The sequence below is a fragment of the Micromonospora sp. NPDC002717 genome (assembly GCF_040295705.1).
Classification (GTDB): Bacteria; Actinomycetota; Actinomycetes; order Mycobacteriales; family Micromonosporaceae; genus Micromonospora.
Genome location: NZ_JBEOVW010000037.1, coordinates 27,234 through 39,603, shown reverse-complemented (window position 1 = coordinate 39,603; position 12,370 = coordinate 27,234). Strand labels below are relative to the sequence as shown.

Here is a 12,370-nt window from a genome sequence, read left to right as displayed (position 1 = left end):
CTGTCTGCTCGCGACGACTCGGCGCCGGTTGTCCCCCTGGCCAGGGAGGATAGCGCTCCGAGCCGGCCGGCACCATGCCGCCCCGGCGACCGCCCCGCTCAGCCGATGCGCTCGATGACCAACGGCGTCGCGGCGGGCGCGGTCGGCGAGATCCGCACCGCCCGCGCGGCGTCGTCCCGCGCCGCCGGAATCCGGGCGGCGTGCTCCGCGCGCAGCTCGTAGAGGGGGTCGCCGGCCCGCACCGGATCGCCGGGCCGCTTGTGCAGCACCACCCCCGCCGGCACGCTGACCGGGTCCTCCTTGCGCGCCCGTCCGGCGCCGAGCCGCCAGGCGGCCACCCCCATGGCGTACGCGTCGACCGAGGCGACGAAGCCGTCCGCGTCCGCGCGGACCACCTCGACCTCGTTCGCGGTCGGCATCGGGGCGTCCGGGTCGCCGCCCTGGGCGCGGATCATCGCGCGCCAGGAGTCCATCGCCCGGCCGTCGCGCAGCGCGGCCTCCGGGTCGGCGTCCGGCAGCCCGGCCGCGTCGAGCATCTCGCGGGCCAGCGCCAGGGTCAGCTCGACCACGTCGGCGGGGCCGCCCCCGGCCAGCACCTCGACGGACTCGGTCACCTCGACGGCGTTGCCGATGGCCAGGCCGAGCGGGGTCGACATGTCGGTGAGCAGGGCGACGGTCCGCACGCCGTGCGCGCCGCCCAGCTCCACCATCGTCCGGGCCAGCTCGCGGGCCTGCTCGACGGACTTCATGAACGCGCCGGAGCCGACCTTCACGTCGAGCACCAGCGCCCCGGTACCCTCGGCGATCTTCTTGCTCATGATCGAGCTGGCGATCAGCGGGATGGCCTCGACGGTGCCGGTCACGTCGCGCAGCGCGTACAGCTTGCGGTCGGCCGGGGCGAGCCCCGCGCCGGCCGCGCAGATCACCGCGCCCACGTCCCGGAGCTGGGCGATGAACTCGTCGTTGCGCAGCGCCGCCCGCCAGCCGGGGATGGACTCCAGCTTGTCGAGCGTGCCGCCGGTGTGGCCGAGGCCACGACCGCTGAGCTGCGGCACGGCCGCGCCGCACGCCGCGACCAACGGGGTCAGCGGGAGGGTGATCTTGTCGCCGACGCCGCCGGTGGAGTGCTTGTCGACGGTCGGCCGGTCGACGGCGGAGAGGTCGAGCCGCTCCCCGCTGGCGATCATCGCGGCGGTCCACCGGGCGATCTCCGGCGCGGTCATGCCGCGCAGCAGGATCGCCATGGCCAACGCCGACATCTGCTCGTCGGCGACCAGCCCCCGGGTGTAGGCATCCACCACCCAGTCGATCTGCGCGTCGGAGAGCACACCCCCGTCCCGCTTGACCCGGATGACGTCAACCGCCGTAAAAGCGCTCACCTTTGAGTTCCTATCAATCGTTGCGGAACCGGCCGACGGGCCGCGACCACCGACGGATCGGGCCGACCGTGACCGGCGGAGGGATCAAGCCTGACCGCCCAGAGCCGGTCATGGTCGGCCCGATCCCCAAGCTCAACCAACCGGAGCCGGGCACGGCAGGCCCCAGCCGGCTCTGAACTCAACCACCCCAGCGGACAGGGATCTCCATCGGCGGCTCGCCCTCGCCGGCCCAGAAGATCGTGCCCGAGGCGTCCACGACCACGACCCGGGGCGTGCGGGCGTGCCCCCAGGCGATCGCCTCCGCCGGGTCGTCCCAGCTCGGGCCCTCCTCGAGCACGCCGGTCTCGGCGCCCTCGCTGTCCCCCGCGGACCGCTCCCAGTAGGCCGTCCAGACCTGCTGGCCGGCGGAGAGGTCGGGGTGAACGAAGACCGTGCCCCGGCCGCGCCAGGCCGCCAGCCGCTCCGGCACCACCGGCACCGGCGCCTCCCCGGTGACCGCCTCGAGGTCTGCCACGTCGAAGGCGTGCGGCAGCAGCTCGGCCATCCGCAGCGGGCCGCCCCTGGCCTCGATCAGGCACTCCGGGCCGCCCTGCTCCCACAGCAGCTGGCGGCACCGGCCGCACGGCATCAGCGGCTCGCCGGTGGCGTCGACGCAGGACAGGGCGACGATCCGGCCGCCGCCGGTGGCGTGCAACGAGGAGACCACGCCGCACTCGGCGCAGAGCACCACGCCGTACGCGGCGTTCTCCACGTTGCAGCCGACCACCACGCGGCCGTCATCGACCAGGGCGGCTGCCCCGACGGGGAACTTCGAGTACGGCACGTACGCATGCCGCATCACGTCCGTGGCGGCGGCCCGCAGCCGCTCCCAGTCGATCTCCATGTCGTGCTCCCCCGTCAGCCCTTGATGTACGGCTTGCCGTCGGCGGCCGGCGCCCGGACCCGGCCGACCAGACCGGCCACCGCCAGGATCGTCGCCAGGTAGGGCAGCATGGCCAGGAACTGGCTCGGGATGGCGCTGTTGATCGCGCCCAGGTACGTGGCGAGCTGGTCGGCGAAGCCGAAGAAGAGCGCCGCGAGCAGGGCACCCGTCGGGCTCCACCGGCCGAAGATCAGTGCGGCCAGGGCGATGAAGCCCTTGCCGCCGATCATGTTCTTGGTGAACGAGTAGAGCGCCAGCGTGTACGAGGCGCCACCGATGCCGGCGACCACCCCGGCGAGCAGCACGTTGCGGTAGCGCAGCCCGAGCACGCGGACGCCCAGCGTGTCGGCGGCGGTCGGGTGCTCGCCGACCGAGCGGGTCCGCAGGCCCCACCGGGTGCGGAACAGTGCGATGTGGATGACCAGCACCAGCAGGAGGCCGAGGTAGAGGAAGATGTTGCCCCGGAACAGCGCCGGCCCGATCAGCGGGATGTCCGACAACAGCGGGATCTCCCAGTTGCTGAACCGGGGCGCGCTGTTGTACTTCTGCGCGTTGGGCTGCATCAGCCGCTCGTAGAGGAAGCCGGTGACGCCGACCGCCAGCAGGTTGAGCACGATGCCCATGACCACCTGGTCGACCAGGTAGCGGATCGAGAAGACGGCCAGCAGCAGGGAGATGAACGCGCCGCCGAGCGCCGCCGCGACCAGGCCCACCCAGACGTTGCCGGAGAGGCTGCCGAAGAGCGCCCCGCTGAAGGCGCCCATCAGCAACTGCCCCTCGATGGCCACGTTGACCACGCCGGAGCGCTCGCACAGCACGCCGGCCAGCGCGCCGAAGATCAGCGGCAGGGCCAGGATGAACGTGCCCCGGACGATGTTGACCAGCGGCATGAAGTTCTGCCCGTTCGGCGCGGCCGAGACCTGCCAGCAGAGGAACGACAGCACGAAGCCGACCAGGCCGACGCCGAGCACGAGGGTGAACCAGCGCTTCGGCAACCCGGCGAGCATCGCGACGCCGGCGGCCACGGCGACGACTCCGAAGAGAATCGCGCCGAGCGTGCCGTCGATCTTCAGGGCGGCGCCGGCGGCGTCCTCGCTGAGGGTGAAGCGGGCCTGCTCGCCGGTGGCGAGCGCCCCGAACAGCACCGTCGCCAGCAGGCCGAGCCCGAGCAGCACGGCGCCGACCTTGCGGGTGCGGGTCCAGAACCCCAGGTCGACGGGGGCGACGGCGACGTCTTCGACAGCCATGGTGGACATGAGTTACCAGCCCTTCGCCAGGCTCGTCTGCAACCGGGCGGCGCGGGCGGCCCGGAGCTGGAAGATCGCCTTCACCAGGGCCGGCGCGGCGATGAAGATGACGATCAGCGCCTGGAGCACGGTGACCAGCTCCAGCGAGATCCCCGAGTACGACTGCATCCGGTTGCCGCCGGCCTGGAGCGCGCCGAAGAGCAGCGCGGCCAGCGCCACGCCCCACGGCTTCACCCGGCCGAGCAGCGCCACCAGAATGCCGTCGAAGCCGATCTGCGCGACCACCAGCGGGGTGAGCGCGCTGGCGGTGGTGCCGAGCACCATGTTCGAGCCGCCGAGGCCGGCCAGGATCCCGGCGAAGACCATGATCAGGACGTACGTCCGGGTGACGCTGATGCCGGCGGTCCGCGCGGCGTCCGGGTTGGCGCCCACCGCGCGCAGCTCGAAGCCGAGCGTGGAGCGGTTCAGCAGCCACCAGACGGCCCAGGTGGCCAGCACCGCCAGGATGATGCCGGCGTGCACCCGCAGCCCGTCGCCGAACAGCCGGGGCAGCTGGGCCGACGGGTCGACCGGCTTGCTGATCGCGTCCGTACGGTTCGGGTCCTGGATGCCGTTCTGCACGATGATCCAGGTCAGGAAGTACGTGGCGATGTAGTTGAGCATGATCGTGTTGATCACCTCGTGGGCGCCGGCGCGCGCCTTGAGGATGCCCGGGATGAAGCCCCAGATCGCCCCGCCGAGCGCGCCGGCGAGCACCGCGACGAGCAGGTGCAGGCCGGGCGGCAACGGCAGCAGGAAGCCGGCCAGCGCGGCCAGGATCACGCCCATCGTGGCCTGGCCCTGGGCGCCGATGTTGAACAGGCCGCCCCGGAACGCCAGCGCCACCGACAGGCCGGTGAAGACCAGCGGCGCGGTGTAGGTGAGCGTCTCGGAGATCGGGCTCATCACGGCCTGGAAGCCGACCGCCTCGGGGTCGAAGACGGCGCCCTTGAACAGGTTGCCGTACGCCTCGCTGACCAGCGTCCAGCTCGCGTTGAGCGCGTCGGACGGCCGGGCGGTGATGTAGCTGTAGGTGGCCAGCACCTCGGGGTCGGAGACGATCATCAGCACGGCGCCGACGACCATCGCCAGGACCAGCGACAGCAGCGTCACCGTGAAGGTGTTCGCGGCCCAGAGGTTGTCCAGGAACAGCCGCCCCAGCGAGGGCTTCGCCTCCGGCTCCGGCTGCTTCGGGGAGGTGGCCGTCTCGGCGCGCTCGGTGTTGCCGAGTGCGGTCTGCGCGGCCTGCGCCTCGGTCGCCGGCGCCTTGTCCGGGGAGCCCGACGGGGGGTTCGGGTTGCTCATGCCGGCACTCCGCTTCGCTCCGTGCCGCCATGAGGCATCACCGCACAGAGCCTGATGATTCGCTCGCTTCGCTCGCTCATGCCTCGTCCTCGCTACCAGGGCCCTCGGCGGCGGGGGCCGCCGCGCCGCCGTCGGCCGTCGTGGCGCCCGCGGTCGTGCCGGTCGCGGCGGCGGGCGCCGCGTCGGGGGTGATGCCGGCCATCAGCAGGCCGATCTCCTCGCGCGGGGTGTCCGGGCCGACGATGCCGATGATCCGGCCGCGGTACATCACGGCGATCCGGTCGGCCAGGCCGATCACCTCGTCGAGTTCGCTGGAGACCACCATGACGGCGGTGCCGACGTCCCGCTCGCGGATGACCCGGCTGTGGATGAACTCGATGGACCCGACGTCGACGCCCCGGGTCGGCTGGGCGGCGATGAAGAGCTTCAGCGGCCGGGACAGCTCCCGGGCCACGATCACCTTCTGCTGGTTGCCGCCCGAGAGGGTGCCGACCGGCGCGTCGGCCGAGGAGGTGCGGACGTCGAACTGCGCGATCCGCTCCTTCGCCGACTTCGCGATGGCGTCCGGCTTGAGCGCCAGGCCCTTGCCGAAGGGCGGCCGGTCATAGATGTCGAGCACCAGGTTCTCCGCGACGGAGAACTCCTTGACCACGCCGTCGACGCTGCGGTCCTCCGGCACGTAGCCGACGCCGGCGCGGAGCACCTTCTTGGTCGACCAGCCGTTGACCTGCTGCCCGTCGAGCGTGATCGTGCCGGCGAGCGTCGGGCGCAGCCCCATGATCGCCTCGATCAGCTCGGTCTGGCCGTTGCCCTGCACGCCCGCCACGCCGAGCACCTCGCCCGCGCGTACGGTCAGGTCGATCCCGTCGACCGCCCGGATCTGCCGGTCGTCGTCGACGACCAGGCCGGCGACCTCCAGGATCGGCTTGCCGGGGGTGGCCGGCTCCTTCTCCACGGTGAGCCGGACGCTGCGGCCGACCATGAGGGCGGCCAGCTCGTCCCGGCTGGCCTCGGGAGAGGCGGTGCCGACGGTCTTCCCGCGCCGGATGACGGTGATCCGGTCGGCGATCGCCTTGACCTCGCCCAGCTTGTGCGTGATGAAGACGATCGACTTGCCGGCGGCCTTGAGCGACCGCATGACGGTGAGCAGTTCCTCGGTCTCCTGCGGAGTGAGCACCGCCGTCGGCTCGTCGAGGATGAGCAGGTCGACGTCGCGGGTGAGCGCCTTGACGATCTCCACCCGCTGCTGGATGCCGACCGGCAGGTCCTCGATCACCGCGTCCGGGTCGACCCGCAGGTTGTAGCGCTCCGAGACCTCGGCGACCTCGCGTCGGGCCCGCCGCCGGTCCAGGAAGCCGGCGATGCCGCCCCGGACCTGCTCGGCGCCGAGCATGATGTTCTCGGCGACGGTGAAGACCGGCACCAGCATGAAGTGCTGGTGCACCATGCCGATCCCCGCCGCGATCGCGTCGGAGGGCCCCCGCAGCTTCAACGGCTCGCCGTCGACCAGGATCTCGCCCTCGTCGGGCTGGTAGAGCCCGTAGAGCACGTTCATCAGGGTCGACTTGCCCGCGCCGTTCTCGCCGAGCAGGGCGTGGATCTCTCCAGGCTCCACCGTCAGGTCGATGTGGTCGTTGGCGACCAGATCACCGAACCGCTTGGTGATGCCGCGCAGTTCGAGTCTCAGCGCAACCTCCTGGAGTGCGAAGCGATGGTGCAGCGTAGCTGCCGGGGGACCGCTCGCGGCGCAGGGCCGTCGTCGGGGGTGGAGCGGATCGGCCGCCCCGGCGCCGTGGGGGTTCCCCGCGACGCCGGGACGGCCGGAACGTCGTGCTGTACCGCTCGCCGGCCCTACCCCGGTGATCGTCTCACCGGGGTGGGTCGGCGGTGCCTCACTTCGGCTGGGCTGCGGAGGTGACGGTGACGGTGCCGGCGGCGATGTCCGCCTTCAGCTTGTCGATCTCCGCCTTCAGCTCGGCCGGGACCTTGCTGTCGAACTCGTGGTACGGGGCGAGCCCGACGCCGTTGTTGGCGAGGTTGCCCAGGTAGCCCGGGTCGTGCGAGAGCTTCTCGCCGTTGGCGGCCTTGACGACGGCCTCCTTGACGGCCTCCGGGATGTTCTTCTCGACCGTGGTGATGATGGCCGAGCAGTCCGGGGTGCTCTCGCAGCCGTCGACGTCCACCCAGATGGTGTTGTACTTGCCGCCCGACGCCTTGGCCGCGCCGGTGGTGCCGAGGCCCGAGCCGCCGGCGACCGGCATGATGATGTCGGCGCCCTGGGCGACCAGCGCGTCGCTGACCTTCTTGCCCTCGTCCTGCTTGACGAAGTCGTTGGTGAAGGAGCCGTTCTGGCTCGCCTTGTCCCAGCCGACGACCTTGACGGTCTTGCTCTTCGTCTTGTTGTAGTGGGCCACGCCGTCGACGTACCCGTCCATGAAGATGGTGACCGGCGGGATCTTCATGCCGCCGTAGGTGCCCACCGTGCCGCTCTTGGTCATGCCGGCGGCCAGGTAACCGGCGAGGAAGCCGGCCTGGGCGGTGTCGAACTGCATCGGGTAGACGTTGCTCTCCGGCAGCTTCGCGTCGACGATGCCGAACTGCTGGTTCGGGTTCGCCTTGGCGATCTTGGAGGTGGCGGTACCCATCAGGCCACCGACGGCCAGGATGAAGTCGCACTTCTGGTTGACGTACTGGGTCAGGTTGACCTCGTAGTCGGCCTCGGCCTTCGACGCGACGTACTTGATGTCGATGTTGTCGTTGGCCTTCTTGGCGGCCTCGAGGCCCTGCCACGCGGAGGTGTTGAACGACTTGTCGTCGATGCCGCCGACGTCGGTCACCATGCAGGCGCTGTACTTCTTGTCGCCGCTGCCGGCGTTGTTGCTGTCCTCGGGAGCCTCACCGCACGCGGCGGCGCTCAGCACGAGCCCACCCACCGCGAAGACCGAGGCAATCCGCATCCCACGCACCGAGCGCAAGACGTCTCCTTCCCCATTGCACACCGCGTCCTGCACGGTGGCAGCCCTATGAGCCGGCTGCGCTGCGCCGCCGGCGTCCCACGTTACGGACGGGAGCGTACGCCCGCGCCCACCCACCGGCCGACAATCGTGCACGAACGTTGAGCGCCTGTTACCCCTACGTAACCCTTAGGTGGGGCAGATCACTCTGAGTGCTGGTAGGTGAGCGCCGGGGCGTCGCGGAAACGTCCGTTTTTTCCGGGCAGCCCCTGGCGGAAACGTTACCGCCAGAAGACCGCCACCGCCGCGTTGACCAGGGTCAACCCGACGATCGCAAGGAAATGGCCGCGGTTGACCACGTCGCGCTTCCGGGAAAAGAAGACCATGACGAAGATCAGCAGGGCGAGCACCAACTTGGTAACAAGTTTGGCCGGGTCCGGCTCGTTGCCGTCGCGCAGCGGCGCGGAGAGGCCGATGCCGGTCAGCAGCATGATCACGGAACCCCAGAGCATGGCCGGGTTGATCCGCAGCTTTCCGCTGATGTACTGGACGATCGCGCCGCCGAGCAGCAGGGCGAAACCGATCAGATGGACGTAGCGCAGTATCAGTCTGAGAGCTTCCACGCGCACATCCTCCCCCACCAACGACGGACCGTAGTAGCGGGGCGGTTCAGGGCGTGTCAGCCACCGCCCGGGGGCCGACCGGGCGCGGCGACCCGGCGGCGACCGGGTGCGGCGATCCGGCCGCGGTGGCGCCGGAGGGCCGGCGCCCCACCAGGACCAGCACCAGCCCGGCCAGCGCATACCCGGCGAGGACGGCGAGCGGCCGGGCGGACCCGGCGCCGTCGAAGAAGGCCACCGAGCGCAGCAGGGTGCCGCCGGCGCCCACCGGCAGGAACTGGCCGACCGTGCCCCACGGCTGCGGCAGCAGCTCGGGTGCCGCGCTGACCGCCGAGAGCGGGTTGCCGACCAGGAAGACCAGCAGTGCGCCCAGGCCGAGGCCCGGCCGGCCGAGCAGCGCCCCGAGACCCGCCACCGTGGCCGCGCAGGCCAGCGCGAAGAGCCCGACCGCCGCCGCCTCGGCGGCCGGATCGCCGTCGAGCACGCCGAGCCAGCCGTGCAGCACGACCACGCCGGCGCCCCCGGCGAGGACGCCGAAGACCACCAGGCCGACCAGCCGGGCGACCCGGCCGGCGACCAGGAGGGTCAGCAGCGCGCCGGCCAGCAGGCTCGCCATCGCGAACGGCAGGAAGCCGGCGCCGAATCCGGCGCCCCGGGGGTCGTCCGGGGCGGCGGGGACCACCTCGACCACCGGCACCGGGCGGCCGGCGGCGAGCTGGGCGGCCGCCTCGGTGAGCAGCGCGGCGACCGCCGGGCTGGCGGCCGGCGCGGTGTGCAGGGCGACGCCCTCGTGGCCGGCGACGAACGCCGCGTACACCTCTCGGTCGCGCAGGGCCCGGTCGGCTGCCGCGGCGTCCGGGAGGGTGGTCACGTCGAAGGCTCCCGGCCGCGCGGCGGCGAGCCGGGCGGCCAGTTCGCCGGTGGCGGGCGCCGGGCCCGCGACTGCCACGGGCAGGTCGCGCGGCGCCAGGTTGGCGGCCGGAGCCGCGAAGAGGGGTACGAGCAGCGCCAGCAGGACCGCCGCCAGGGCGGCGACACCGAGGGCGGCCGGCAGGGGCGGCGGGGTGCGGGTCGACATGGGAGCCTCCTAAAACGAACGCTCATTCTTTTATGACTCCAGGCTGCCGCTGTGGTGCGCGACTGTCAAGAACGAACGTTCGATTTACGATGTGTCCCGTGCCCCGCGTCTCCCCGGAACACCTCGCCGCCCGCCGCCGCCAGATCGTCGACGCGGCCCGCCGGTGCTTCCTGCGGGAGGGCTTCCACCGCACGACGATGCAGGACGTGATCGCCGAGGCCGGTCTCTCCGTGGGCGCCGTCTACCGCTACTTCCCGAGCAAGGCGGATCTGATCAACGCGATCGCCGAGGAGGCGGTCGGCGGCGCCGGAGTCGTCCTCGACGACCTGCTCCGGCGGGAGCCACCGCTCCCCCTGGTCGAGGCGCTCGACCGCGCGCTGGCGTACGTGGAGACGCAGACCGGCGACGAAGGCGCCCTGCGGATCGCGATCCAGGTCTGGGGCGAGGCGCAGCGGGACCCGGTGCTGGCCGAGTTCGTGGCCGGCAAGTACGACGGCATCCGCCGCCACTTCGAGGCGCTCGTCCGACGCGCCCAGGGCACCGGCGAGGTGGCCGCCGACGCCGACCCGGAGGCGGTCGCCGCCGGCCTCTTCGCCCTGGTCATCGGCTGGTTCCTCCAGCGGCTCCTCACCGGCCGCCCGGACCGCGCCACCTACCTCGCCGGCGTCCGCGCCCTCCTCACCCCCTGACCGACCCCTATCCCGCCGGCCCCGCCCCGGCGCGCACAGAGCAGGGCGGGGCGCGGGCGGCCCCGGGTCAGGCGAGGCGCCAGGCCTGGAAGGTGGGGCCGTCGGCGGGCAGGGTGACCGTGCCGGCCGGGTCGGGGCGGAGGGCGGGGGCACCGCCGTAGACGTTCTCCGCCGCCCGCAGCCCGGCCAGGCGGACCGGAGCGCCGGCGGCCCGGCGGGCCAGCACCAGCACGCTGCCGGCCGCCGCCTCCCGCAGGAAGACCAGGGTGTCCGCGTCGTGGTGCAGCCAGCGCAGGCCGCCGTGGCGCAGCGCGGGCTCGGCGCGGCGCAGCGCGACCAGCGCCCGGTAGCCGGCGAACGTCGACTCGTCCCAGGTCTCGGGCCGGTGCCACGGCATCGGGGTCCGGGAGCCCTCCCCGTTGGTGCCGGTCAGGCCCAGCTCGTCGCCGGCGAAGATCACCGGGGTGCCCGGCATGGTGGCGAGCAGACCGGCGGCGACCTCCTGCCGCGCGGCGTCGCCGACCACGGTGCGGATCCGGGCCGAGTCGTGCGAGCCGAGCAGCTGCCACGAGTGGGTGTACGACCGCCACGAGACCAGCGACCGGTAGGCGTTCATGGTGGCCAGCACGGCGTCGGCGTCCCGCCGCAGCACGCCGCCGGGGGTGCCGAGGAAGTTCGGCAGCGGGTCGTCGCCGTGCCGCAGCCAGGACCAGACGGGGTCGGTGAAGCCGACGTAGTTCATCGTCCCGTGCCAGCCGTCGCGGTCCAGGTCGCCGGTGTGGTCGTGGCCGTGCTCGGCCAGCAGCAGGCCGTCGGCGCGGGTCTCGGCGACCACCCGGCGCAGCAGCGCCGCCACCTCGTGGGTGTACGCGTCGGCGCCCCGCCGCCCGGTCATGTTCGCCACGTCCACCCGCCAGCCGTCCAGCCCGTACGGCGGTCGCAGCCAGCGGCGCAGCAGCGAGTCCTCGGCGGTGGCGAAGCGCCGGCGCAGCTCGGCGCTGCCCCAGTTCAGCTTCGGCAGCGACTTGACCCCGTTCCAGGACTCGTACGACAGCTCCAGGTCGCAGCGCGGCGTCAGACGCGCCGAGCTGGAGTTGTCGCAGCCGGTCACCTCGTCGAAGTAGTACAGCTCCCGCTCCGGCGCGGACACGTCCGAGGCGGCCCGGGTGAACCACTCGTGCGCGTCGCCGGTGTGGTTGCTGGTGATGTCGCCGAGCAGCCGCCAGCCACGGGCGCGTACGGCGTCGGCGAGCCGGGCCAGCGCGGCGTTCCCGCCGAGCAGCGGATCGACGGTGTCGAAGCTGGACGCGTCGTAGCGGTGGTTGGAGCGGGCCGGGAAGATCGGCGTCAGGTAGACGGTGTTCACGCCGAGCCGGTCCAGGTGGTCCAGCCGTCCGGTGACGCCGTCCAGGTCGCCGCCGTAGAACTGGTAGGGGGTCTCCGGGCCGCGCCCGATCACCGGGGTGTCCCAGTCGCACGGGATCGCCCAGTCCGGCAGGTCGCGCCCGTCGGCGGCGGCGGAGCGGGCGAACCGGTCCGGGAAGATCTGGTAGATCACCGCGTCCCGGGCCCAGGCCGGCGGCGGGGCGTACGTGACCAGCTTGAAGTCGCCGTTGTCCGGCACGTCGTGGTGCGCCACGCCGGCGGCGTTCAGCCAGCGGTAGCCGCGGCGGCCGGTGAGCATGAACCGGTAGTTGCTGACCGGGTTGCGGGCCTCGACCGGGACCCGCCACCAGACGTCGTCGCCGTCGGTGCGGTCGACGACCGCCTCGGTGAACCGGGGCTCACCGTCGCCGGTGGTGCGCACGTGCACCTGGCGGACGTCGGCGCCGGCCGGCACCCGGACGAAGACGTCGACGGTGTCGCCGAGCGAGGGCTCCTGCTCGGGGACGTACAGGGCGGATCCGTCGTGGTGCGGCAACAGGGACATGGTGGTGCCTTTCGCGTCGATCGGACGGGGAGAGAAAGGGGGCACCCGCCGCGGCCGGTTTCCCGACCGCGGCGGTCGACCCGCGACTGCTCCGGTGTACGTCGGACGCCGACGCCCTTGCCGCAGCGCTGCGTGTTGCTGACCGGCCGGCGGACCCGGCTGGTCGCGACAGAGCGGCACCCCTCGCCTCGACCTCGGCGAGGAGCG

Annotated in this window: 10 protein-coding genes; 1 reads left to right on the top strand and 9 read right to left on the bottom strand. The window is 72.5% G+C overall.

The window, feature by feature from the left end:
- Positions 1 to 98: 98 nt before the first annotated feature.
- From ABT006_RS31300 to ABT006_RS31265, 8 genes are all read right to left on the bottom strand, one after another.
- Positions 99 to 1,379: a thymidine phosphorylase gene (locus ABT006_RS31300; protein ID WP_350712076.1), complete on the bottom strand. Its 1,281-nt coding sequence runs from the start codon at positions 1,377 to 1,379 to the stop codon at positions 99 to 101.
- 178 nt (positions 1,380 to 1,557) lie between these two features.
- Positions 1,558 to 2,262 (bottom strand): cytidine deaminase, encoded by a 705-nt coding sequence (locus tag ABT006_RS31295; protein ID WP_350712075.1) that lies wholly within the window; start codon positions 2,260 to 2,262, stop codon positions 1,558 to 1,560.
- A 14-nt stretch (positions 2,263 to 2,276) separates the two neighbouring features.
- Entirely contained in the window at positions 2,277 to 3,557 is a 1,281-nt protein-coding gene (locus tag ABT006_RS31290; RefSeq protein ID WP_350712074.1) for an ABC transporter permease, read from the bottom strand.
- A gap of 3 nt (positions 3,558 to 3,560) precedes the next feature.
- Positions 3,561 to 4,892, bottom strand: a complete 1,332-nt coding sequence (locus ABT006_RS31285) for an ABC transporter permease (protein ID WP_350712073.1) — start codon at positions 4,890 to 4,892, stop codon at positions 3,561 to 3,563.
- 76 nt (positions 4,893 to 4,968) lie between these two features.
- Positions 4,969 to 6,519, bottom strand: a complete 1,551-nt coding sequence (locus tag ABT006_RS31280) for an ABC transporter ATP-binding protein (protein WP_350712093.1) — start codon at positions 6,517 to 6,519, stop codon at positions 4,969 to 4,971.
- Between the two features lie 265 nt (positions 6,520 to 6,784).
- Positions 6,785 to 7,849, bottom strand: coding sequence for a BMP family lipoprotein (locus ABT006_RS31275; protein WP_350712092.1), 1,065 nt, complete (start codon positions 7,847 to 7,849; stop codon positions 6,785 to 6,787).
- Between the two features lie 278 nt (positions 7,850 to 8,127).
- Positions 8,128 to 8,469, bottom strand: coding sequence for a hypothetical protein (locus ABT006_RS31270; protein WP_350712072.1), 342 nt, complete (start codon positions 8,467 to 8,469; stop codon positions 8,128 to 8,130).
- A gap of 46 nt (positions 8,470 to 8,515) precedes the next feature.
- Entirely contained in the window at positions 8,516 to 9,544 is a 1,029-nt protein-coding gene (locus ABT006_RS31265) for a hypothetical protein (protein WP_350712071.1), read from the bottom strand.
- Between the two features lie 89 nt (positions 9,545 to 9,633).
- Between ABT006_RS31265 and ABT006_RS31260 the strand changes: the two genes are divergently transcribed.
- Positions 9,634 to 10,233 carry a TetR/AcrR family transcriptional regulator gene (locus ABT006_RS31260; protein ID WP_350712070.1) on the top strand — a complete coding sequence of 200 codons (600 nt, stop codon included), beginning with the start codon at positions 9,634 to 9,636 and terminating at the stop codon, positions 10,231 to 10,233.
- 67 nt (positions 10,234 to 10,300) lie between these two features.
- On the opposite strand, the gene ABT006_RS31255 is transcribed toward ABT006_RS31260, so the two are convergent.
- The gene (locus tag ABT006_RS31255) at positions 10,301 to 12,163 is read right to left on the bottom strand and encodes a glycoside hydrolase family 13 protein (protein ID WP_350712069.1); all 1,863 of its coding nucleotides are present in this window, start codon (positions 12,161 to 12,163) and stop codon (positions 10,301 to 10,303) included.
- Positions 12,164 to 12,370: the final 207 nt, after the last annotated feature.

What these genes read in the sequence shown, in the direction of transcription:
- ABT006_RS31295 (WP_350712075.1), bottom strand. Translation starts at nt 2,262, where the DNA reads ATGGAGATCGACTGGGAGCGGCTGCGGGCCGCCGCCACGGACGTGATG.
- ABT006_RS31290 (WP_350712074.1), bottom strand. Translation starts at nt 3,557, where the DNA reads ATGTCCACCATGGCTGTCGAAGACGTCGCCGTCGCCCCCGTCGACCTG.
- ABT006_RS31285 (WP_350712073.1), bottom strand. Translation starts at nt 4,892, where the DNA reads ATGAGCAACCCGAACCCCCCGTCGGGCTCCCCGGACAAGGCGCCGGCG.
- ABT006_RS31275 (WP_350712092.1), bottom strand. Translation starts at nt 7,849, where the DNA reads ATGCGGATTGCCTCGGTCTTCGCGGTGGGTGGGCTCGTGCTGAGCGCC.
- ABT006_RS31265 (WP_350712071.1), bottom strand. Translation starts at nt 9,544, where the DNA reads ATGTCGACCCGCACCCCGCCGCCCCTGCCGGCCGCCCTCGGTGTCGCC.
- ABT006_RS31260 (WP_350712070.1), top strand. Translation starts at nt 9,634, where the DNA reads ATGTGTCCCGTGCCCCGCGTCTCCCCGGAACACCTCGCCGCCCGCCGC.
- ABT006_RS31255 (WP_350712069.1), bottom strand. Translation starts at nt 12,163, where the DNA reads ATGTCCCTGTTGCCGCACCACGACGGATCCGCCCTGTACGTCCCCGAG.